Here is a 21,050-nt window from a genome sequence, read left to right as displayed (position 1 = left end):
CTCAGGGAGGAAGGGGAATGCACAAGGCAACTCTCGCGGCCGCCTGCGCGGCTGCGCTGCTGCTCGCAGCCTGCGGCGGCGCATCCGATGCCGGCAACACGGTCGATACCGCCAGCACGCAGGACGTTGTGGCTGCGGGCGATACCACGCCTCCGCCGTCGCCGGACACCACCATGACCGCGGCGGCTGCGCCCGATGCGCCGGCATCCGCGCTCGTCGACAAGGAAGGCAACCCGATTACGCTGGTGCCGTTCGACATCGACAGCGTGCCCGTGTCCTCCGCTGCGCTTGGCGAGCTGCCGTTCTTCTCGATGCCCGACGGCTACGGCCCGGTCAATCGCCCCCGACAGCGGGCCTTCGCACGCTTTCCGTTCCGGCTTGGCGACGGCCTGCACTGGGTGGAAGGCGCAAGCTGGAACAGCCTGATCGGCGTCGCCCGCGAGGCGCGAGGCGACAAGGAGTTCTCGCCGCGCGAGTTGCGCCGCAACCTCGAGGCCGTGTTCGAGCAGGCAGGCGCGAGGAAGGTGTTCGAGGGTCCGTTCATGCGCGACCTGTATTACGGCCCGCAACTGGAAGACGAGATCGCCGGCAGCTTTCACGAGGGCGTGAACCTCGATGCCGGCACGCCGACGACGGTGCACGTCATCCGCCAGGCCGACCGCAGCATCTGGCTGCAGCTGTCCACGCATTCGCATGGTGCAGCGCTGGTGGTGGTGGAGGAGCGCCCGTTCACGGCTACCGCCCGCTGGACTGACGGGTTCCCGTATCTGACCTTGCCCGCGGCCTACGATGACAACGGCAGCGGCAAGCAGCGCGACTTCGACATGTACCCGTTCTGGACCGGCGGTGACTTCGAGGAAGTGGAAGGCAGGACCTTCACCACCGCCGTGCGCGGGGAGGAGCGCAGCTATTCGATGTACGAGGTGCGCCGGAACATCGAGGCGATGATGGCCGAGGCCGGCGGCACCCGGGTGTTCGAGGGCCGTATCCCGGCAGAGGCATCGGAGCGTTACGACCGTGATCTGAAGGGCTACTACAGCCGTGGCACCGGCTTCAGCTGGGACGACTACGATTCGCTGGTCTACCGGGTGGACCGGCCCGACGGGCGCGAAGTGTGGGTGCATGCGCGACTGGAATACCTCAACGCCGGCTGGGTGGTCGCCGAGCGGGAAGGCTTCGTGCAGACCGCGGCCCTGCTGCCGGCGTCGCAGCTGAAGCAGCAGCTCGACGCCGATGGGCGCGTGGCGATCGAGGTCAATTTCGCCGTCGACAGGGCGGACATCCTCCCGGATTCGCAGCCGCAGATCGCGCAGGTGCTGGCGCTGTTGCAGGACGATCCTTCGCTGCGCCTGTCGATCGATGGCCACACCGATGCCACCGGCGAGGCCACGCACAACCAGCGCCTGTCCGAAGCGCGCGCGCAGGCCGTGGTCGCGGCACTGACAGGCGAGGGCATCGACGCCTCGCGACTCCAGGCCCGGGGCCATGGGCAGTCGACGCCGGTGGCCGACAACGACAGCGACGAAGGGCGCGCCAGAAACCGGCGGGTGGAGCTCGTGAGGCTTTGAGCGCACGCCCGTCGGCGCACTGCCGCCGGCGGGCCGTATGGCAGTGCGGGCGCGAACGCCGCCCGCGTCAGCCGATACCGGGCAGGCCGAAGAACGCCCTTGCCGTGGCTGTGGCATTCGCCGCGGTCACCGCGACGTCCTCGCCGCGGTCGCGCGCGAGTTCCTCGACGATATGCGGCAGAAACCCCGGCTCGTTGCGGCGGTCCTTCGGCATCGGCTTCAGGGTGCGCGGCAGCAGGTAGGGCGCGTCGGTTTCCACCATCAGCCGGTTGGCGGGGATGTTCTTCACGATGTCGCGCAGGTGCTGGCCGCGGCGTTCGTCGCACAGCCAGCCGGTGATGCCGATGTGCCAGTCCTGGTCGAGGTAGTCGAACAGTTCCTCGCGGGTGCCGGTGAAGCAGTGCACCACCGCCGGGCCGAGCCGGCCGTCGAACTGCTTCATGATCGCCATGAAATCGGCATGGGCATCGCGCTGGTGCAGGAACAGCGGCTTGCCCACGCCGTCGACGGCAAGGTCCACCGCGATCTGCAGCTGGCGCTCGAAGGCGCGGCGTTGCGCCGGGCGCGGCGAGAAGTCGCGGAAGTAGTCGAGCCCGCATTCGCCGACCGCCACCACCTCCGGGTGCGCATGCAGCGCGCGCATCTCGGCATCGCATTCCCCGGTGTATTCGACCGCATGGTGCGGATGCACGCCGGCGGTGGCGAACCATTCGCCCGGCCGCGTGCGCGCCAGTGCGAGCGCCTTGGGCGAGTGTTCGCGGCTGGCGCCGGTGAGGACCGCCTGCACCACGCCCGCGTCGCGTGCGCGTTGCCAGACCTCGTCGCGGTCGCGGTCGAAACTGTCGTGGCTGAGGTTGAGGCCGATATCGATGAGTTGCATGGTGCCTATTGTAGGTGCGCGCCATGGCGACCCGCGCCACCGCACCCCGCGATCGCTCGTGTGGCGAGGCCCTATCCTTTGCGGGTGACGGACCCGACATTTCCCATCGACAGCCTGCTGCCGGACATCGGTGCCACGCTGCACGCCCACACGCGCCTGGTGCTGGAAGCCCCGCCCGGCGCCGGCAAGACCACCCGCGTACCGCTGGCGCTGCTCGACGCGCCGTGGCTTTCCGGCAGGCGCATCGTGATGCTGGAGCCACGCCGGGTGGCCGCGCGCAGCGCCGCGCAGTTCATGGCCCGGCAGCTGGGCGAAGACGTCGGTGCCACCGTCGGCTACCGCATCCGCTTCGACAACCGGGTGTCCGCGCGCACCCGCATCGAAGTGGTCACCGAGGGCATCCTCACCCGCATGCTGCAGGACGACCCGCTGCTCGACGGCGTCGGTGCGCTGCTGTTCGACGAATTCCACGAGCGGCACCTGTCCGCCGACCTCGGGCTTGCGCTGTCGCTCGACGTGCAGTCGCAGCTGCGCGAGGACCTGCGCATCGTGGTGATGTCGGCGACGCTCGACGGCGAGCGCCTGGCGCGCTTCCTCGATGCACCGCGGCTGTCGGGCGAGGGCCGCAGCCATGCGGTCGAGGTCGCCCACCTGCCGGCGCGACGCGAGGAGTCGCTGGAGGTGCAGGCGCGACGTGCGGTCGAGCACGCGCTGGCAAGGCACCCCGGCGACGTGCTGGTGTTCCTGCCGGGGCAGCGCGAGATCGCACGGGTCGGCGCGGGCTTGGCAACCGCGGCACTGCCGGCGGGGACCGAGGTGCTGGCCCTGCATGGCGAACTGCCGGTGGAACAGCAGGCACGCGTGCTGCAGCCGGCATCCGATGGCGCCCGCCGCGTGGTGCTGGCGACCAATGTCGCGGAATCGTCGGTCACCCTTCCCGGCGTGCGGGTGGTGATCGACAGCGGGCTCGCACGCGAGCCACGCTTCGATCCCAACAGCGGGTTCTCGCGGCTGGACGTGGTCGCGATCGCGCAGGCGTCGGCCGACCAGCGCGCCGGGCGTGCCGGTCGCGTGGCATCCGGCTGGGCGTACCGGCTGTGGCCGGAATCGCAGCGGCTGGAACCGCAGCGGCGGCCGGAGATCGCCATGGTCGAGCTGGCGGGGCTTGCGCTGGAACTCGCGGCCTGGGGCAGCGACCAGCTGCGCTTCCCGGACCCGCCACCGCCCGGCGCACTGGCGGCCGCGCGCGAACTGCTGCAGCGGCTGGGTGCGCTGAGCGCCACCGGCGGGGTGACCGACACCGGCCGGCGCATGCTCGCGCTGGGCACGCATCCGCGGCTGGCGGCGATGCTGGTGGCCGCGCGCACGCCGCGCGAACAGGCGCTGGCGGCGGATCTCGCGGCGTTGCTGGAAGCGCGCGATCCGCTGCGCAGCCGCAGCGATGCGCTGGCCGAGCGCTGGCGTGCACTGGCCGCATTCCGCAGCGGACGGATGCCGGCCGATGCCAGCCGCTCGGCGCTGGCCGCGATCGATGCCGCCACCCGGCAATGGCGCCGACGCCTGCGTTGCGACGTCGCCCCGCCCGATCGCATCGAGGCGCATGAACTCGGCGACCTGCTCGCGCACGCGTTTCCGGATCGCATCGCCGCGCAGCACCCCACGGACGCGCGCCGTTACCAGCTGGCCAACGGGCGCACCGCGATGCTGTTCGATGACAGCGTCCTGCGCGGCGAGCCGTGGCTGGTGATCAACGAACTGCGCCATGAGCCACGCGGCGATGCCTGGCTGTTGCGCGCCGCCCCGGTCGACGAAGCACGCCTGCGGCGCGACTTCGCCGCGCGCTTCGTCGAACACGAGGGCGCGGTGTGGGACGCGGACCGGCGCGCGCTGGTGGCGCGGCGCGAATCGCGCTTCGACCGCATCGTGCTCGACAGTCGCCCCGCCGGCCGCGTGGATCCGGCGCAGGCCGCGCAGGCACTGGCGGACGCGGTGCGCACGCTCGGCCTCGAAGTGCTGCCGTGGACGCCCGGCCTGCGGCAGTGGCAGGCGCGCGTGGCCTCGCTGCGTGCCTGGGTGCCGTCGCTGGGGCTGCCGGACGTGACCGATACGGCGTTGCTGGCCGGGCTCGATGACTGGCTCAGGCCCGCATTCGCCGGCAAGACCCGGCTGGACGCGCTGTCGGAGGCGGAACTGGGCGAGGCGCTGCGCGCACGGCTGGACTGGAACCAGCGCCAGCAGCTCGATCGGCTGGCGCCGTCGCGCATCGAGGTGCCATCCGGCATGCAGCGCGCGGTCGCGTACGCGCTGGATCACGAGGGCATGCCGCAGCCGCCGGTGCTCGCGGTCAAGCTGCAGGAGCTGTTCGGACTGTCCGACACCCCGCGCATCGCCGACGGCCGCGTGCCGCTGCTGCTGCACCTGCTCTCGCCGGGCGGCAAGCCGCTGCAGGTCACCGCCGACCTGCGCAGCTTCTGGGACCGCACCTACCCCGAGGTGCGCAAGGAGATGAAGGGCCGCTATCCCCGACATCCGTGGCCGGATGATCCCTGGAATGCCACCGCAACCCATCGGGCAAAGCCGCGCGGGACGTGACGCGCGCGGTCCCGTGGCACGAGGCGACGTCGACTGTGGCCACGACTGCCGCGACCGGACGCTTCCTGCAGCAACCCCTCACGCAGGCCGCCGGGACGTAGCGTCGCGAGCGTGTTCCGGAACGTCCCACCACGCGGGCGCTTTTTTCCCCAACCGTCGAGGCGAAACCCTGGAGGGCCGGTGCGGCATGCCCGCGCGGGACTGTCGGCGCCATGGATGGCGCCGACAAGCCTCCACGGACGGATTCACGGCGTGTCCCGCCAGGGCGTGCCGCATCGGCCCCGCGCGCTCACCTGATGCGCGGGCTCCGCACGCATTCGCCACCGCAGCATGCCGTGCCGTCCGTCAGGCACGCACCCTCATCCGGACAGCCAACCACGCATCCTCCAGCAGGCCAACCGAAGCAGACGACCGCCCACCGCAGCGGCGCGTCCGGTCTCCACAAGCGCGCGGGTCCCCGGTCATCCGGCACCGGCGCGATGCTTCTCTGAACGGAGAAGGCGGCCCGACCCTTGCGTCAGCCACCGATCACGTCATTGCGACGGCGCCCACGCGACAGTGCCCGCGTACGTTCGCCCCGTTTCAATCAATGCGAGGACACCCCATGAGCAAATTCGATCTGATCCAGCATCGGGCGATGGAACTGGCAGGCCACGTCAGCGACAGCCTCCGTCACGCCCTCCCCCACCAGCGCCATTCCGCCTCCACCTGGCTGCAGACCGGCGCGGCGCTCGGCGCCGCGCGCATGGCCACGCGCACAGCCGGCCGTTCGATCCGCCGCCATCCGGCCATTTCCAGCTCGGTGGTGGTGGCCGTGGTCGCCGGCGCAGGCCTGCTGTGGTGGGCCAGCAAGCGCCGCAAGGAGCAGGAGGAAACCCGCCGCCGCACCCAGCGCTCGATCCAGGGCTCTTCGAGCCGCATCAGCGCAGAGCACAGCGGCACGGGCAACCAGCAGTCGCGCAAGGACCACAATGCGTCGTCGACGTCGTCCGGTTCCTCTGCGAACTGAAGCCCACGCCTGATGCGAAGACGCCGGCCACTGTGCCGGCGTCTTCGTCTGGCTGGTCCGCGGCGCGGATCAGAGCTTGCGTTCGGCCAGTTCCAGCACGAACCGGCTGCCGCCGCCCTCACGGTCCTCGTACCAGAGCTGGCCACCGGCATTGGCGATGATCTGCTTGGCCAGCGACAGGCCCAGGCCGGTGGAGTTGCTGTCGATCTCGGGGTTGCCGCCCTCGTGCATGCGCACGAACGGCTTGAACAGTTCGCGCTGGCGCGACGGCGGAATGCCGGGCCCGCGGTCCTCGAGCACCAGCTGCCAGTAACCCGGTGCGCCCGGGCGGCAGGTGATGTCGAGGTCGCTTTCGGGCGCGTACTTCATCGCGTTGGTGACCAGGTTCTCGGCCACCTGGCGCAGCACCAGCGGGTCGATCGCCACCGTCGCGTCGTCCTGGGTGCCGAGGCTGGTGATGCGCATGCAGCGCGACCGCGCCTCGAACTGCAGGCCGTAGCGGTTCTGCAGCCAGTCGATGGTCTCGTTGAGCGAGGCGCTGGCGTTGCGCTCGGTGTCCTCGCGGCGGCTGCGCTGGGTTTCCAGGTAGCGCTTGATATAACCCAGCGCATCGCTGGCGCTCTCGTAGATGGTCTCGAGGTAGCGCGGCACCCGCTCCGGGCCGACACCGTTGTTGCGCAGGATGTCGCTGGCGAACAGCACCGAGCTCAGCGGGTTCTTGAGGTCGTGGGCGACCAGGTTCACCAGCTCCTGACGCTCGCGCGCCACCCGCTCCAGACGGTCGCGGGTGAGCTTGAGGCCCACGTGCGCGCTCACCCGGGCCAGCAGCTCCTCGGGCAGGAACGGCTTGGTCACGTAGTCCACCGCGCCGGCATCGAAGGCGCGCAGCAGCTGCTCGCGGTCGCGCGCGGCCGTCAGGCACACCACCGGCAGGCGCATCAGCGGTTCGCGCAGCTTGATCTCGGCCAGCACCGCGAAGCCGTCCATGCCGGGCATCAGCACGTCGAGCAGGATCAGGTCGGGCAGGGTCTCGCTGGCGATCGCCAGGGCCTGCTCGCCGTTGGCGGCGCTGAGCACCTCGTAGCCGTTGCGCGACAGCAACGCGCCCACCACCCGCAGGTTCGCAGGCTGGTCATCGACCACGAGGATGCGCCCGGCAACGACCTTCTTCACGTCCGACAAGCCTGAATAGGAAGCTGCGAAGGTAGCAGAACCCGGTGGAACGGACTACGTGGCGCGGTGCGGTCGCGTGCTCCGGCCGCGTGGTTGTCTGAAGCGTTCAGCGGGATCATCGGCGACCGGCAGCTCGCGCCACTGCCCGGGTGCGAGATCCCCGAGGCTCCATGGCCCGATCGCCACGCGGACCAGCCGCAGCGTCGGCAGGCCCACGGCGGCGGTCATCCGCCGCACCTGGCGGTTGCGGCCCTCGCGCAGGATCACCTCGATCCAGCTGTCGGGAACCGATTTGCGGAAACGCACCGGCGGGTCGCGCGGCCATAGCGACGGCGGTTCCGGCAGCCGGCGTACCTGCGGCGGCCGGGTCGGACCATCGTTGAGCAGCGGCCCGGCACGCAGTGCATCCAGCCGCGCCTCGTCGGCTTCACCCTCGACCTGCACCTGGTACACCTTCGGCAGCTTGTGGCGCGGGTCGCTGATGCGATGCACGAGGGCGCCATCGTCGGTGAGCAGCAGCAGGCCTTCGCTGTCGTGGTCGAGACGGCCGGCCGGGTACACGCCGGCCGGCAGTCCGAAGCCGGCCAGCGTCGGCCGCGGCGGCATGCTGCGGTCGGTGAACTGGCACAGCACGCCGTATGGCTTGTTGAAAGCAACGAGCATGTGGTGTGACTGCCGGGCCCCGGTGGCCGCGTCTCGGCCGCCGGGGCGGCGGCTCAGTCCTTGATGAAGCGCAGCGTCATCCGGTCGCTCTCGCCGATCGCGCGGTACTTCGCGGCGTCGGCATCCTCGTGGCGGTTGGTCGGCGGCAGCGTCCACACGCCGTTGGGGTGGTCCCGGGTGTCGGCGGGATTGGCGTTGATGTCGCTGCGGGCATCGAGGCGGAAGCCCGCGGCCTCGGCCAGTGCGATCACCGTCTGCTCGGCGACATAGCCGGAACGGTCGTCGGCCGGCAGTTCGCGCCCGGCACGGTGCTCGACCACGCCGAGCACGCCACCGTCCTTCAGGACCCTGTGGAAGCCCTCGAACATCGCCTGGGCGTTGCCCGCCGACAGCCAGTTGTGGACGTTGCGGAACGTCAGCACCGCGTCGGCCGAGGCATCCGGGCCGAAGCGCGGCGCCTTCGGGTCGTAGCCGTGGATGGTCGCGCGGTCGAAGACCGTGGCCGGCTGGCGTTCGGCCAGCGCGCGGCGGGCGCGCTCGGCGGCCTCGCGGCGCTCGGGCGCCACCGTGGCCGGGTCGACGATCGCGCCCACGTAGCGGCCCTGGTCACGCAGGTAGGGCGCCAGCAGTTCCATGTACCAGCCGCCGCCGGGCGCGATCTCCACCACGGTCATGTCCGGGCGGATGCCGAAGAACGCCAGCGTTTCCTTCGGGTGGCGCGCGCTGTCGCGGGCGGCGAATTCCGGGGTGCGCCAGTTGCCGGCGATCACCCGCTCGAGCGCGGCTGCGCTGTCGGCACGCGCGGTGGTGGCCGGCGTGGTCGCCGGGTCGGCGGTGACGGCGGCGCCCGTGCCACAGGCGGCGAGCAGTGCGGGCAACAGCGCGGCGGAGAGCATCGGCTTCATCGGCGTTTCCGGATCGGGGACAGGCCGCAGAGGTTACCCGCGCACGCGCCGGGCCACACGCTGCGGCCGCGCGCCTTCGCGACCCGGCAACCGGTTCCGCGCTAGGGTCCGGGTTTTCGACCGCAAGGAGCCTGCGCATGACCGCACCCCGTGACCTGCGCCCGCTGGGCCGTTCCGGCCTGCACATCCGCCCGTTCGCGTTCGGCGGCAACGTGTTCGGCTGGAGCGCGGATGAAGCCACCACGTTCGCCCTGCTCGACGCATTCACCGCCAGCGGCTTCGGCTTCATCGACACCGCCGATGCCTACCCGGCCTGGGTACCCGGCAACCGCGGCGGCGAGTCCGAGACCCTGATCGGCCGCTGGCTGGCGCGCAGCGGTCGCCGCGACGACGTGGTCATCGCCACCAAGGTCGCGAAGTGGAGCGAACGGCCGGGACTGTCGCCCGACAACATCGCGCGCGCCGCCGACGACTCGCTGCGGCGGCTGGGCATCGACACCATCGACGTCTACTTCGCCCACGAGGATGATCCGGGCGTGCCGATCGAGGATGTGCTGGGCGCGTTCTCGCGGCTGATCGAACAGGGCAAGGTGCGCACCATCGGTGCGTCCAACTTCAGCGCCGTGCGCCTGGGCGAGGCGCTCGACATCGCCGAGCGCCATGGGCTGCCGCGCTACGAGGTGCTGCAGCCGGAATACAACCTCTACGACCGCATCGGCTACGAGGCGGAACTGGAACCGATGGCGCTCGAGCGCGGGCTGGGCGTGGTGAGCTACTACTCGCTGGCCAGCGGCTTTCTGAGCGGCAAGTACCGCAGCGCGGCGGACGCCGTGCGCAGCAGCGCGCGCGGCAGCACGGTGGTGGGGAAGTACCTCAACCCGCGCGGCGAACGCATCCTCTCGACGCTCGACAGCATCGCCGCCACCCATCGCGCCACCGCCGCGCAGGTCGCGCTGGCCTGGCTGACCGCGCGGCCCTCGATCACCGCGCCGATCGCCAGCGCCACCACCACCGCGCAGCTCGACGAACTGCTCGGTGCCGCGACGTTGCCGCTGTCGCCCGCCGACATCGCCGCGCTCGATGCGGCCAGCTCGAGCGAGTGACGCCATGAGCCATGCCGTGCACAACCGCCGCATCGTGCTCGCCGCACGCCCGAAGGGTGAACCCGTCGACGGCGACTTCCGCCTCGTCGACGAGGTGCTGCCGCTGCCGCGCAAGGGCCAGGTGCTGCTGCGCAACCACTGGCTGTCCTTGGATCCGTACATGCGCGGCCGCATGAATGCCGGCCGCTCCTACGCGCGGGGGCTGGAGATCGGCGAAACCCTCGGCGGCGCCACCGTGGCGCAGGTGGTCGAGTCGATGCACCCGGAATGGAACCCGGGCGACTGGGTACTGGCCTATGGCGGCTGGCAGGACTACGCGGTCGCCGATGGCGGCAGCCTCAGCCGCAAGCTGGATCCCACCGCGCTGCCGCTGACCACCGCGCTGGGCGTCTACGGCATGCCCGGCTTCACCGCGTATGCCGGGCTGCAGGAGATCGGCCGGCCGAAACCCGGCGAGACGCTGGTGGTTGCCGCGGCCAGCGGCCCGGTGGGCGCCACCGTCGGCCAGATCGCGAAACTGCGCGGCGCGCGCGTGGTCGGCATCGCCGGCGGCGAGCGCAAGGTGGCGCATGTGCGCGACGAACTCGGCTTCGACGTCGCCCTCGACCACCGCGCACCGGACTTCGCGGAGCAGCTGGCGGCGGCGGTGCCCGACGGCATCGACGTCTATTTCGAGAACGTCGGCGGCAAGGTGCTCGAGGCGGTCATGCCGCTGCTCAACGACTTCGCGCGCATCCCGGTGTGCGGGCTGGTGGCGCACTACAACGACACCGCGCCGCCGCCGGGCCCGGACCGCCTGCCGCAGGCGATGGGGCTGATCCTGTCGCGGCACCTGACCGTACGCGGTTTCATCCAGAGTGATTTCGCCGCGTTGTATCCGGAGTTCCTGCGCGAGATGGGGGCGTGGCTGCGCGAGGACCGCATCGCCTACCGCGAGGACGTGGTCGACGGACTGGAACACGCGCCGCAGGGCCTGATCGGCCTGCTGCGCGGGGACAACTTCGGCAAGCGGCTGGTACGGATCGTGCCGTGACCGCGACGGCGCCGGCCGTCGCGGTGGTGACGCCGGTTCTTGCCCGGCGGCCGCCGCCGACGTAGCGTTTCGCCGTCAGCACCTCCCCCGTGCAGCGCCTGCCACCCCGATGAGCCCGACCGCCGACCTCGATGCGTGCACCCGCGTCGCCGTGGAATTCGCGACCAAGCTGATCCACGGCAAGTACGCCGGCGCGCACCTGCTGCTGTCTTCCGATGCCCGCGACGACTGGCCGCCGTCAGCGCTGCGCGAGGCCTACCAGGACCTCGTCGACTGGGTGGGCCCGGCGCCGGACCGCATCGAGGTCGCGCGTACCGTGCGCGACTGGGAATTGCGCGAGGACGGCGATCTCGGTGCCGTCTACCTGCTGCTGCACGGCGGCGAAACCGAGGGCATGACGGTCACCGTGGCGCGCGAGGCCGAGCGCCCGGTGGTGCGCGAGATCGACTGGGGCCGGGCGTAGACAGCAGGTTTCAGCCTTCTTGGCCCTGCTCCACCAACGGGGTGCGGCTGCGTCGGGCGGGGTCTGGCGGGCGTGCCGGTGGTCTGCGCGTGGATCCATCCGCGCAAGGCGGGAACGCCCGGAAGCTTCGCGGTCCGCGGCGGATACGCCGGGTAACGCCACCGTGGCGGCTGCAGGCGATGCGGTGACGGCGCCACCATCTGGCGGGCATCCAGCAGCAGCTCGGCGCGGGTGGCCGGAGCCTGCGCCCGTGAACGAAAGAACCCCGCCGTGGCGGGGTTCGTTTCGACGACTCCGCTGCGGACGTCAGCCTTCGAGCTGCGCGAGCGCGGCGTTGAAGGTCGCGCTCGGCCGCATCGCGGCGGCGACCCTGTCCAGGTCCGGGTGGTAGTAGCCACCGATGTCGACCGCACTGCCCTGCGCGCCGGCAAGTTCGCCAAGGATCGCCTGTTCGGCGTCGGCGAGCGCCCGTGCCAGCGGCGCGAACCGGGTCTTCAGTTCCGCGTCCTCGTCCTGTGCAGCCAGGGCCTGCGCCCAGTACAGCGCCAGGTAGTAGTGGCTGCCGCGGTTGTCGAGCTGGCCGAGCTTGCGCGCCGGCGAGCGGTCGTTGTCGAGGATCTGGCCGTTGGCCGCATCCAGCGCCCGTGCCAGCACCTTCGCGCGCGCATTGCCCTGGGTCTCGCCGAGGTGCTCGAGCGAGGCGGCCAGCGCGAGAAACTCGCCCAGCGAATCCCAGCGCAGGTAGTTCTCGGCGGTGAACTGCTGCACGTGCTTGGGCGCGGAGCCGCCGGCACCGGTCTCGAACAGCCCGCCGCCGGCCATCAGCGGCACCACCGACAGCATCTTCGCGCTGGTGCCCAGCTCCATGATCGGGAACAGGTCGGTGAGGTAGTCGCGCAGCACGTTGCCGGTCACCGAGATGGTGTCCTCGCCGCGGCGGATGCGCGCCAGCGACTCCGCCATCGCCTCCACCGGCGGCAGGATGCGGATGTCCAGCCCGCTGGTGTCATGGTCCGCGAGGTAACGCTCGACCTTGCTGATCAGCTGCGCATCGTGCGCGCGCTGCGGGTCGAGCCAGAAGATCGCCGGCGTGCCGGACAGGCGCGCGCGGGTCACCGCCAGCTTCACCCAGTCCTGGATCGGCGCGTCCTTGGTCTGGCACATGCGCCAGATGTCGCCGGCTTCCACCGCGTGTTCGAACACCACGTTGCCGTTCTGGTCGGTGACGCGCACGGTGCCGTCGGCCGGGATCTGGAAGGTCTTGTCGTGGCTGCCGTATTCCTCGGCCTTCTGCGCCATCAGACCGACATTGGGCACGCTGCCCATGGTGGCCGGATCGAATGCGCCGTTTGCCTTGCAGTCGGCGATCACCGCCTGGTAGATGCCGGCGTAGCTGCGGTCGGGGATCACCGCCTTGGTGTCCTGCAGCTCGCCGTTTGCATTCCACATGCGGCCGGAGTCCCGGATCATCGCCGGCATCGAGGCATCCACGATGACGTCGCTGGGCACGTGGAGGTTGGTGATGCCCTTGTCGGAGTTCACCATCGCCAGGCCCGGGCGCTTTGCGTACAGCGCATCGATGTCGGCGCGGATCGCCGCCTGCTGGTCGTCGGGCAGCGAGGCGATGCTCGAATACAGGTCGCCGATGCCGTTGTTGGCATCGAAGCCCGCCTGCGCCAGCGCCTCGGCGTGCTTCGCCAGCACGTCGCCATAGAACGCGTTGACCGCGACGCCGAACATGATCGGGTCGGAGACCTTCATCATCGTCGCCTTGAGATGCAGCGAGAACAGCACGCCCTGCGCGCGCGCATCCTCGATCTCGCGGGCGATGAACTCCGACAGCGCGCGGCGGCTCATCACCGCGGCATCGACGACCTCCCCGGCCTGCACCTTCACCGCGTCCCTGAGCACCGTGGCGGTGCCGTCGGCGGCGACCAGTTCGATTTTCAGCGCACCGGCGGCAGCAATCGTCGCGGAACGCTCGCTGCCGTAGAAATCGCCGGCGTCCATATGCGCCACGTGCGACTTCGAATCACTGCTCCACTTGCCCATCCGGTGCGGATGCTTGCGTGCGTACGCCTTCACCGAAGCCGGCGCGCGACGGTCGGAATTGCCCTCGCGCAGCACCGGGTTCACCGCGCTGCCCTTGACCCGGTCGTAGCGCGCCTTGGTGTCGCGCCCGGCGTCGTCGGAAGGCTCGTCCGGGTAGTCCGGCAGGTCGAAACCCTGGGCCTGCAGTTCGCGGATCGCGGCCTTGAGCTGCGGCACCGAGGCGCTGATGTTGGGCAGCTTGATGATGTTGGCTTCCGGGGTCTTCGCCAGCTCGCCCAGTTCGGCGAGATCGTCGGCCACGGCGGCATCGCCCAGGCGTTCCGGGAACTGCGCCAGGATCCGCGCGGCCAGCGAGATGTCGCGGGTTTCGACGGTGATCCCGGCCGGGGCGGTGAACGCTTTCACGATCGGCAGCAGCGACTGCGTGGCCAGGAACGGGGCTTCGTCGGTCAGCGTGTAGAGGATCTTCGGCGTGCTGGACATGGGCGGGTCATCTCGCTGTGTGTCGGGGATCGCGCGGGCGGAACGTGCGGGCGGCGCAAGCCGCTGCGGTTTTCCGGGCCGACAACCGCACTGGGTGTCGGCGCGCATGGCCGGCCATTGTCGCCGGTTTGCCGGAGCGAGGGAAAACGCCGGCGAACGGTACGCCACGCGTCCGGCCACCGTCGCCGCTCCGGCGACGCCGGAGCGGTGTCAGACTTTTCCTACACGGCAACGGGGCAGGCGCCGACAGATTCGGCAAAGTGTCGCGGTCATAGTCCACACCACGCCCCGGCGGCACGGCTCATGCAGAAGCATGGAACGCAGCTCCGCAAGGGAACACGGGCCGCCATCTGAGCAGTGGGGACATCTGCCGGGCCGGGGCGCTTTCTTCGATATGTGCACGGATACGCGCTGCGAGCTGTCGGCATCCCGACAGCTGCGCGCATCCGGACGCACTCCGCACCTGCGCAGGTCACGCACGGATCCTGACCGTCCCGCGCTGCCCGGCGTCGCGGGCCTGCAAGCGTCCGCAGCCAGGCTCCCGCACCGTGCCGCGTCCATCCCGTATCGCGCTGCCCCATCTGGCGCCGTCGGCGACGCTCAGCCCCTGCGCAGTCGCTCGTAGGCCTGCAGGTGGCAGTACGCGGCCGCCAGCAGCGGTGCCGGCGCGCCGGCTGCGCGCACGCGGTCGCGCATGTCGCCGACGATATGCGCCGCTTCCACCCGGTTGCCGGCTTCCAGGTCATGCAGCATCGAGGCCCTGAGCGGTGAATCCGCGCGGGTCAGCTGGGCGAGCGCGGTGGCGCGCGCGCGTTCGGGCACCGGGTGGCCGGCGGCCGCCGCCGCGACCAGGGTTTCCGCATACAGCGCGGTGATGAATCCGCGGCCGTCCTCGCCGGCCACGATATCGCCGATCGCCGCACGCATCAGGCAGGTCGCGCCGGCAAGGGTTGCCAGGAAGGTGAACTTGATCCACTGCTCGCGGGCGATGTCGTCGGCATGCAGGTGGTCGATGCCGGCCCGGCGGCACGCGTCTGCGAACGCTGTGCAACGGGCGCTGCGGGTGCCGTCGCGTTCGCCGAAGGTGATCGAGGCCGCCTGGCTGTGATGGGCGATGCCGCCGTCTTCGGCCTTGCTGACGCTGATGAAGCACAGGCCGCCGATCACCCGCCCGGCACCGAAGTGCTGATCCAGCAGCGGGTAGTGACGCAGGCCGTTGAGGATCGGTAGCACCGCCGTCTCCGCGCCCACGGCCGGTGCGATCGCCGCGATGGCGCTGTCGAGGTCGTAGGCCTTGCAGCTCAGCACCACAAGGTCGTATGGCGCCTGCGCCGCGTCGGCGGCCAGGGCGTCGGCGGTGAGGCAGCGCACCGGCACGCTGGCATCGCCCAGCGGGCTGCGCAGGCGCAGGCCGTTTGTGGCGAGTTCGGCCGCGCGCGCCGGGCGCACCAGGAAGGTTACGTCGACGCCCGCCTGGGCGAGCCGCCCGCCGAAATATCCGCCGGTGCCGCCGGCGCCAAGTACCAGGATGCGCATGCCATGGTCCCGAGGTCCAGGGGATGCCATGGTAGCCGCGCGCCGTGCGCAAAAAGAACGGGCGTGGCCGCAACGACCACGCCCGTCCGGACACCGCGGGGGAGGCGTCGTTACTGCACGGTGAACTGCTGGGTCTGCACCACGTTGCCGTCCAGCGAGATCTCGACGGTGTAGCTGCCGGCCGGCCAGTCTTCCTGGTTGTTGACACGGAAATTGGTCACGCCCGGACCGCTCAGGTTGAGGCGCTGGCTGGTCTCGTCGACCAGCTGGCCATCCTGGAACGTCCAGCGTGCGCGAACTTCGGTCTCCGCCGGGCTGTCGGCACGCGTGACCACCGAGGCGACGATGGTGCGGTCGCTGCGGGCGAAGGTCGTCTTCGGCTCGGCAACGCGTTCGTTACCGCTGGCCTCGGTGCCCAGCAGCACCTCGCTGACCGTGGCGGACTGCGTTGCCGACGGGGTCGTGGCCGGGTTCGCCGGCTGGGCGACCGGATCGGCCGGCATCGGCGCGCCCACCGGCGGCGTGTCGGCGGCGGGCTGGTCGCGGTTGCAGGCACCGAGCGCTACTGCACAGGCGATGGCGGCAGTCAGTGCCAGCAGGCGGTGGGAACGGGTCTGGGTCATCAGGGTGTCCTCTGCGGGTGGGTCCGGAAGGCGGATGCTTCAGCCGTCGTCGCGCGGGCGTGCGGGGATGCGCAGCACCTGGCCCGGCTGGATGAGGTCGGGATCGTCGAGCAGGTCGCGATTGGCCTCGAAGATGTCCTTCCAGTGGTTGGCCGAGCCGTAGTACCGGTTCGAAATGCGCGACAGGGTGTCGCCCCGGGCGACCGTGTGCGAACGCTCGTCGAGCACGTCCTCGGTGGATTCGATCGAGGAGCTGACCTTGCCGAAGTCGGCGCCACGCACCGGGTCCTCGGTGCTGTCGACGCTGCCGCGGACGCCGGAGAAATCCGCCTTGCCGGCCGGGGCGGCGCCGGACCCGGTGCCGGCACCTTTCAGCGACAGCGAGGCCGGATCGGGGGTCTTGCGGGTGTCACTCATGGGGGTCGCTCCAGCGCGGGGAACCGCAGCCTCCCACGGCGCTGGTTAAGACCGGATCGCGCCTGCGTGAATGGGCGTTACTGGCGCAGCTCGCGTCGGACGGGCGGCGGCGGGTGCCCGGGGCTCGCCCGCCATGGATTGATGTCGAGCCCGCCGCGGCGGGTGTAACGCGCCTCCACCGACAGGGCCACGGGGTCGAGCCGCAGGAGGTCCAGGAAGATGCCTTCCACGCACTGCTCGTGGAAACCGGCGTGCTCGCGGTAGGAGACGAGGTAGCGCAGCAGCCCGGCCGGGTCGAGCCGCGGTCCGTGCCAGTCGATGCGCACGCTGGCCCAGTCCGGCTGGCCGGTGACCGGGCAGTTGGACTTCAGCAGGTCGGACACCAGTACCTCGCGCACCGGCGCCGGATCGGCGATGGCGAGGTGTGCGGGGTTGGGCGGGCCGTAGTCGTCGATGTCGACCTCGAGCCGGTCCAGGTCGGTGACCACGCCGGCCGCGCCATCGAACGGCGGCAGCCCGAAGGTGACTTCGACCGGCGCGCCGGCCACCGCCGCCAGGTCCCCGGCAATGCGCGCCCGCACCGCGTCCGCGCTGTCGAAGCGGGTGCTGTTGAGCGAGTTCAGATAGAGCTTGAGCGACTTCGATTCGACCAGATTGGGCGAATCCGCCGGCACCGACAGCGTGGCGGTGGCGACCACCGGCTTGCCGCGGCGGTCCAGCCAACCCAGCTCGTAGGCGTGCCAGCGGTCGATGCCGGTGAAGGGAAGGGCCGCGTCGCCTGCCAGGCCAAGCGCGGCGCGCGCGGGTGCACGCGGAATGGCGAACAGCAGTGACGGGTCGTAGTGCGCGGGATAGGCGACGCTGCGCCCGAGGCTGGAATCGTGCGGGGATGTCATGCGCGCATTCTAGGCGGCGCCGGCCGCACGCCCGCCAAACGCCGTGCGTCCGTGCGTCCGTGCGCGGTCAGCCGCCGGTGTCGCCCGCGAGGTAGTCGAGGCTGGCCTGCAGCATCGCGCGCAGGCCGAGGTCGAGCGCGGACTCGTCGACGTCGAACTTCGGCGAATGGTTGCTCGGCGCGGTGGCCGGATCGGTGCCGGCGGGCGTCGCGCCGACGAAGAAGAACAGCCCCGGCACCTCGCGCGCGTACAGCGAGAAATCCTCCGCGCCCATCACCAGCGGCATGTCGACCACGTTGCCCGCGCCGGCGGCGGCGTCCAGGCTCGGGCGCATGCGCGCGGTCAGGGCCTCGTTGTTGAAGGTGACCGGATTGCCCTCGTCGGCGGGGATCTGCGTCTCCACCGTCGCGCCATTGGCGGCGGCGACGTGTTCGGCGACCGAGGTCAGGCGCCTGAAGACATCCGCGCGCATGTCCTCGTCGAAGGTGCGGATGGTGCCGACCAGCTCCACCGAGTCGGGAATGATGTTGTAGCGGATGCCGCCGTTGATCGCGCCGAAGCTCAGCACCACCGGCTGCGCGCTGATGTCCATCTGCCGGCTGACGATCGCCTGCGACTGGTTGACGATCTGCGCCGCGGCGATGATCGGATCCACCCCGCCCCACGGCCGCGAGCCATGGGTCTGGCGCCCGATCACCTTCATGCCGAAGCGGTCCGACGCCGCCATGGTCGGACCGGCGCGCACGCCGATCTGGTTGGCGTTGAGGGTGCTGAAGACATGCAGGCCGAACACCGCCCCGGGCTTGAAGTCGGCGAACACGCCTTCCTCGAGCATCAGCCCGGCGCCGCCTTCCTCGCCCTCGGGCGCGCCCTCCTCGGCCGGCTGGAACACGAACAGCACCTCGCCCGCCAGCTGCTCGCGCATGCCCGCCAGCGCCTCGGCCACGCCCATCAGGATCGCGGTGTGGGCGTCGTGGCCGCAGGCATGCATCACGCCCGTGGTCTGGCCGCGGTAGGTACCGGTGGCGGTCGAGGCGAACGGCAGGCCGGTCTCCTCGGTCACCGGCAGCGCGTCCATGTCGGCGCGCAGCGCCAGGCGCGGGCCGGGTCGCCCGCCCCTGAGCACCGCGGTCACGCCGTGATGGGCGATGCCGGTGCGCGGCTCGAGACCGAGGCTGCGCAGGTGTTCGGCGACTTTCGCCGCGGTGCGCTCCTCGCGGTTGGAGAGTTCGGGGTGCTGATGGATGTCGCGGCGCCACTCCACCACCCGCGCCTGCAGTGCGTCGGCGGCGGCGGTCACCTCCGGGCGCTGGGCGCCGGTGGCGGTTGCGGGCAGGGCGGCACAGCAGGCAAGCAACAGCGCGGCGCGACGTGACATGGCGGGCTCCCGGTGGACACCGTCGATCCTAGCCTGCCGCCGGGTGCGCGGGGCAGCGCGCGGCCAGCGGTTACGGCGGACCCCTGCGATCCAGCAGCACACGGTCCAGCGCGTAGAGCACGCCGATACCGAGCCCCAGTCCGATCCATTGCAGCAGTGTCATGCGGCCTCCCGGGCGCCGGTGCGAGGGCGCCGAGCGAGGATACGCCAGCCTCCGGTGCGTCCGGCCGCGGACCGGCGCACGGAGCGGCGCCGGATGCCCCGGCACACCGGGCAACGCAACGTTCCGTGGTCTGCACACCGCGCTCAGGACCCTGCGGGTAGCCTGAACGTCCTGCACGGATCGCTTCCGTGCGTCGCGCCGTCCGGAGAAGTGGCCATGCGTCCAACCCGTGTCGACCGCCCGATCGCGGTCCATCCGTTCCCCGCAGCGATGCTGGCGGGTTCGTTCTTCATGCTCCTGGGAGCGCTGCTGAGCGACATCACCTATTTCCGCAGTTACCACATCCAGTGGCAGAACTTCGCCTCCTGGCTGATCGTGGGCGGGCTGGTGCTGTCGGCGTTCGCGGTGCTGTTCTCGCTGTTCGACCTGCGCGCGGCGCGCCGCACCCGCGCCGCGGTGATCTACGCGCTGCTGGTGATCGCGATGTGGATCGTGGGGTTCTTCAACGCGCTGATGCACGCACGCGATGCCTGGGCCAGCATGCCGGGCGGTCTGGTGCTGTCGGTGATCACCGTGGTGCTCGGCCTTGTCGCCACCGTCATGGCCTTCCGCCGTGTCCGTACGGGAGAACTGCAATGAATCGCTCCGGATTGACCGCCGCCGTCGCGCTGGCGATGACGATGACCCTGGCCGCATGCAACCCGGCACCGGAGCCGGAACTGCAGTACGGCACCGAAGTCGACCTCCCCGAGCCCAAGCGCGGGCTGATGCCGCAGATGGTGATCGCCGACCCGTCGCCCTGGGGCGACCAGCTGCCGGCGGTCCCGGCCGGCTTCGAGGTCCGCGCGATCGCCACCGGCCTGGGCATCCCGCGCCAGACCCTGGTGCTGCCCAACGGCGACATCCTGGTGGCCGAGGGTCGCGGCGGCAACGCGCCGGCGCTCAAGCCCAAGGACATCATCGCCGGGCCGATCAAGGCCAAGGGCACCACCCAGGTCCAGAGCGGCAACCGCCTGACCCTGCTGCGCGATGCCGATGGTGACGGCGAGTACGAGCTGCAGACGGTGTTCGCCGACAACCTCAATGCGCCGTACGGCCTGGCGCTGGTCGGCAACAGCCTGTTCGTCGCCAACCAGGACGCGGTGGTGCGCTTCGACTACCAGCCCGGGCAGACCCAGGCCAATGGCGAGCCGGAGCTGCTGACGCTCCTGCCGTCCGACATCAATCACCACTGGACCAAGGCGATGACCGCCAGCGCCGACGGGCGCTTCCTGTATGTCGGCATCGGCTCGAACTCCAACATCACCGAGCGTGGCATGACCGCCGAGGAAAACCGCGCGATGGTCTGGGAGATCGACGCGGAAACCGGCATGCATCGCCAGTACGCCACCGGCCTGCGCAATCCGACCGCGCTGGCGATCGAGCCAACCACCAGCCAGCTGTGGGCGGTGGTCAACGAGCGTGACGAGATCGGCCCCGACCTGGTGCCCGATTATCTGACCTCGGTGCAGGACGGCGGTTTCTACGGCTGGCCGTGGGCCTACTGGGACGGCCAGGTCGATGACCGCGTGCGCCCGGAGAACCCGGAAAAGGTCGCCGCGACGATCACCCCGGACTACAGCCTGGGCGCGCACGTCGCCTCGCTGGGCGTGGATTTCTCCTCGCCGGTGATGGGGCCGGAGTTCGCCGAGGGTGCCTTCGTCGGCATGCACGGCAGCTGGAACCGCTCGGAGCCGGTCGGCTACAAGGTGGTGTTCGTGCCATTCCGCAACGGCCGCCCGGCCGGTCAGCCGATCGACTTCGCCACCAACTTCCGCGACGACGACGGCACCACCCGCGGCCGCCCGGTGGGCGTGACCGTGGACCCGCGCGGCGCGGTGATCATTGCCGACGACCTGGCCAACATCGTCTGGCGGGTGTCGCGCGTGGGTGGCCCGGCCGTCGCGCCGCAGCCGGCAGCACCGGCACCGGCAGCGGCCGATGCCGCGACGGACGACGGCACCGCGCCCGCCACCGATCCGGCGGCAGCGGAGACCCGCACGCAGTAACCGTTCGCCCGATGGCGGCAGAATCGCAGCGCGGAAGGCATGGCCTCCCGCGCTGTTTTTTGTGC

General features: G+C 70.9%; 18 protein-coding genes. 8 read left to right on the top strand and 10 right to left on the bottom strand.

Annotated features, from left to right (window positions below):
* The first annotated feature begins 17 nt into the window (after nucleotides 1-17).
* Nucleotides 18-1,568 (top strand): OmpA family protein, encoded by a 1,551-nt coding sequence (locus tag ERL55_RS14715; protein WP_241685789.1) that lies wholly within the window; start codon nucleotides 18-20, stop codon nucleotides 1,566-1,568.
* Between the two features lie 67 nt (nucleotides 1,569-1,635).
* Here ERL55_RS14715 and ERL55_RS14710 read toward each other — a convergent pair whose 3' ends face one another.
* Nucleotides 1,636-2,448 carry a TatD family hydrolase gene (locus tag ERL55_RS14710; protein WP_129137102.1) on the bottom strand — a complete coding sequence of 271 codons (813 nt, stop codon included), beginning with the start codon at nucleotides 2,446-2,448 and terminating at the stop codon, nucleotides 1,636-1,638.
* Nucleotides 2,449-2,532: 84 nt separating this feature from the next.
* On the opposite strand from ERL55_RS14710, the gene hrpB reads away from it, so the two are divergent.
* Nucleotides 2,533-5,040, top strand: a complete 2,508-nt coding sequence (hrpB, locus tag ERL55_RS14705) for an ATP-dependent helicase HrpB (RefSeq protein ID WP_129137101.1) — start codon at nucleotides 2,533-2,535, stop codon at nucleotides 5,038-5,040.
* A 604-nt stretch (nucleotides 5,041-5,644) separates the two neighbouring features.
* Nucleotides 5,645-6,049: a hypothetical protein gene (locus tag ERL55_RS14700; RefSeq protein WP_129137100.1), complete on the top strand. Its 405-nt coding sequence runs from the start codon at nucleotides 5,645-5,647 to the stop codon at nucleotides 6,047-6,049.
* Between the two features lie 69 nt (nucleotides 6,050-6,118).
* Here ERL55_RS14700 and ERL55_RS14695 read toward each other — a convergent pair whose 3' ends face one another.
* The 3 genes from ERL55_RS14695 to ERL55_RS14685 are packed head-to-tail and all read right to left on the bottom strand — an operon-like array spanning nucleotide 6,119 to nucleotide 8,790.
* Entirely contained in the window at nucleotides 6,119-7,222 is a 1,104-nt protein-coding gene (locus ERL55_RS14695; RefSeq protein ID WP_164972223.1) for a hybrid sensor histidine kinase/response regulator, read from the bottom strand.
* Between the two features lie 54 nt (nucleotides 7,223-7,276).
* Complete coding sequence (locus ERL55_RS14690; RefSeq protein WP_129137098.1) at nucleotides 7,277-7,885, bottom strand: pseudouridine synthase; 609 nt, start codon at nucleotides 7,883-7,885, stop codon at nucleotides 7,277-7,279.
* A 53-nt stretch (nucleotides 7,886-7,938) separates the two neighbouring features.
* Complete coding sequence (locus ERL55_RS14685; RefSeq protein ID WP_129137097.1) at nucleotides 7,939-8,790, bottom strand: methyltransferase domain-containing protein; 852 nt, start codon at nucleotides 8,788-8,790, stop codon at nucleotides 7,939-7,941.
* Nucleotides 8,791-8,927: 137 nt separating this feature from the next.
* On the opposite strand from ERL55_RS14685, the gene ERL55_RS14680 reads away from it, so the two are divergent.
* From ERL55_RS14680 to ERL55_RS14670, 3 genes are all read left to right on the top strand, one after another.
* Nucleotides 8,928-9,893: an aldo/keto reductase gene (locus ERL55_RS14680; protein ID WP_129137096.1), complete on the top strand. Its 966-nt coding sequence runs from the start codon at nucleotides 8,928-8,930 to the stop codon at nucleotides 9,891-9,893.
* Nucleotides 9,894-9,897: 4 nt separating this feature from the next.
* Complete coding sequence (locus ERL55_RS14675) at nucleotides 9,898-10,926, top strand: NADP-dependent oxidoreductase (protein WP_129137095.1); 1,029 nt, start codon at nucleotides 9,898-9,900, stop codon at nucleotides 10,924-10,926.
* 109 nt (nucleotides 10,927-11,035) lie between these two features.
* Nucleotides 11,036-11,389, top strand: coding sequence for a hypothetical protein (locus ERL55_RS14670; RefSeq protein WP_129137094.1), 354 nt, complete (start codon nucleotides 11,036-11,038; stop codon nucleotides 11,387-11,389).
* Between the two features lie 306 nt (nucleotides 11,390-11,695).
* Here ERL55_RS14670 and ERL55_RS14665 read toward each other — a convergent pair whose 3' ends face one another.
* The 6 genes from ERL55_RS14665 to ERL55_RS14640 form a co-directional block, all read right to left on the bottom strand.
* Nucleotides 11,696-13,924 carry an NADP-dependent isocitrate dehydrogenase gene (locus ERL55_RS14665; RefSeq protein WP_129137093.1) on the bottom strand — a complete coding sequence of 743 codons (2,229 nt, stop codon included), beginning with the start codon at nucleotides 13,922-13,924 and terminating at the stop codon, nucleotides 11,696-11,698.
* A gap of 600 nt (nucleotides 13,925-14,524) precedes the next feature.
* Nucleotides 14,525-15,460, bottom strand: coding sequence for a 2-dehydropantoate 2-reductase (panE, locus tag ERL55_RS14660; protein WP_129137092.1), 936 nt, complete (start codon nucleotides 15,458-15,460; stop codon nucleotides 14,525-14,527).
* A gap of 110 nt (nucleotides 15,461-15,570) precedes the next feature.
* The gene (locus tag ERL55_RS14655; RefSeq protein ID WP_129137091.1) at nucleotides 15,571-16,083 is read right to left on the bottom strand and encodes a hypothetical protein; all 513 of its coding nucleotides are present in this window, start codon (nucleotides 16,081-16,083) and stop codon (nucleotides 15,571-15,573) included.
* A 39-nt stretch (nucleotides 16,084-16,122) separates the two neighbouring features.
* The gene (locus ERL55_RS14650; protein ID WP_129137090.1) at nucleotides 16,123-16,500 is read right to left on the bottom strand and encodes a LysM peptidoglycan-binding domain-containing protein; all 378 of its coding nucleotides are present in this window, start codon (nucleotides 16,498-16,500) and stop codon (nucleotides 16,123-16,125) included.
* 77 nt (nucleotides 16,501-16,577) lie between these two features.
* The gene (gene queF, locus ERL55_RS14645) at nucleotides 16,578-17,396 is read right to left on the bottom strand and encodes an NADPH-dependent 7-cyano-7-deazaguanine reductase QueF (RefSeq protein ID WP_129137089.1); all 819 of its coding nucleotides are present in this window, start codon (nucleotides 17,394-17,396) and stop codon (nucleotides 16,578-16,580) included.
* Nucleotides 17,397-17,463: 67 nt separating this feature from the next.
* Nucleotides 17,464-18,774, bottom strand: a complete 1,311-nt coding sequence (locus tag ERL55_RS14640) for an amidohydrolase (RefSeq protein WP_129137088.1) — start codon at nucleotides 18,772-18,774, stop codon at nucleotides 17,464-17,466.
* Between the two features lie 379 nt (nucleotides 18,775-19,153).
* Between ERL55_RS14640 and ERL55_RS14635 the strand changes: the two genes are divergently transcribed.
* Both ERL55_RS14635 and ERL55_RS14630 read left to right on the top strand, forming a co-directional pair.
* Entirely contained in the window at nucleotides 19,154-19,576 is a 423-nt protein-coding gene (locus ERL55_RS14635; RefSeq protein WP_129137087.1) for a DUF2231 domain-containing protein, read from the top strand.
* Complete coding sequence (locus ERL55_RS14630) at nucleotides 19,573-20,985, top strand: sorbosone dehydrogenase family protein (protein ID WP_129137086.1); 1,413 nt, start codon at nucleotides 19,573-19,575, stop codon at nucleotides 20,983-20,985. The genes ERL55_RS14635 and ERL55_RS14630 overlap by 4 nt, the downstream gene beginning before the upstream one ends.
* Nucleotides 20,986-21,050 lie beyond the last annotated feature (65 nt).

The organism is Luteimonas sp. YGD11-2 (genome assembly GCF_004118975.1).
Classification (GTDB): Bacteria; Pseudomonadota; Gammaproteobacteria; order Xanthomonadales; family Xanthomonadaceae; genus Luteimonas; species Luteimonas muca.
The sequence above is the reverse complement of the archived record's forward strand: the minus strand, read 5'-3'. Positions and strand labels throughout refer to the sequence as shown.

What these genes read in the sequence shown, in the direction of transcription:
- ERL55_RS14715 (WP_241685789.1), top strand. Translation starts at nt 18, where the DNA reads ATGCACAAGGCAACTCTCGCGGCCGCCTGCGCGGCTGCGCTGCTGCTC.
- ERL55_RS14710 (WP_129137102.1), bottom strand. Translation starts at nt 2,448, where the DNA reads ATGCAACTCATCGATATCGGCCTCAACCTCAGCCACGACAGTTTCGAC.
- ERL55_RS14700 (WP_129137100.1), top strand. Translation starts at nt 5,645, where the DNA reads ATGAGCAAATTCGATCTGATCCAGCATCGGGCGATGGAACTGGCAGGC.
- ERL55_RS14690 (WP_129137098.1), bottom strand. Translation starts at nt 7,885, where the DNA reads ATGCTCGTTGCTTTCAACAAGCCATACGGCGTGCTGTGCCAGTTCACC.
- ERL55_RS14685 (WP_129137097.1), bottom strand. Translation starts at nt 8,790, where the DNA reads ATGAAGCCGATGCTCTCCGCCGCGCTGTTGCCCGCACTGCTCGCCGCC.
- ERL55_RS14680 (WP_129137096.1), top strand. Translation starts at nt 8,928, where the DNA reads ATGACCGCACCCCGTGACCTGCGCCCGCTGGGCCGTTCCGGCCTGCAC.
- ERL55_RS14675 (WP_129137095.1), top strand. Translation starts at nt 9,898, where the DNA reads ATGAGCCATGCCGTGCACAACCGCCGCATCGTGCTCGCCGCACGCCCG.
- ERL55_RS14670 (WP_129137094.1), top strand. Translation starts at nt 11,036, where the DNA reads ATGAGCCCGACCGCCGACCTCGATGCGTGCACCCGCGTCGCCGTGGAA.
- ERL55_RS14665 (WP_129137093.1), bottom strand. Translation starts at nt 13,924, where the DNA reads ATGTCCAGCACGCCGAAGATCCTCTACACGCTGACCGACGAAGCCCCG.
- panE (WP_129137092.1), bottom strand. Translation starts at nt 15,460, where the DNA reads ATGCGCATCCTGGTACTTGGCGCCGGCGGCACCGGCGGATATTTCGGC.
- ERL55_RS14655 (WP_129137091.1), bottom strand. Translation starts at nt 16,083, where the DNA reads ATGACCCAGACCCGTTCCCACCGCCTGCTGGCACTGACTGCCGCCATC.
- ERL55_RS14650 (WP_129137090.1), bottom strand. Translation starts at nt 16,500, where the DNA reads ATGAGTGACACCCGCAAGACCCCCGATCCGGCCTCGCTGTCGCTGAAA.
- queF (WP_129137089.1), bottom strand. Translation starts at nt 17,396, where the DNA reads ATGACATCCCCGCACGATTCCAGCCTCGGGCGCAGCGTCGCCTATCCC.
- ERL55_RS14640 (WP_129137088.1), bottom strand. Translation starts at nt 18,774, where the DNA reads ATGTCACGTCGCGCCGCGCTGTTGCTTGCCTGCTGTGCCGCCCTGCCC.
- ERL55_RS14635 (WP_129137087.1), top strand. Translation starts at nt 19,154, where the DNA reads ATGCGTCCAACCCGTGTCGACCGCCCGATCGCGGTCCATCCGTTCCCC.
- ERL55_RS14630 (WP_129137086.1), top strand. Translation starts at nt 19,573, where the DNA reads ATGAATCGCTCCGGATTGACCGCCGCCGTCGCGCTGGCGATGACGATG.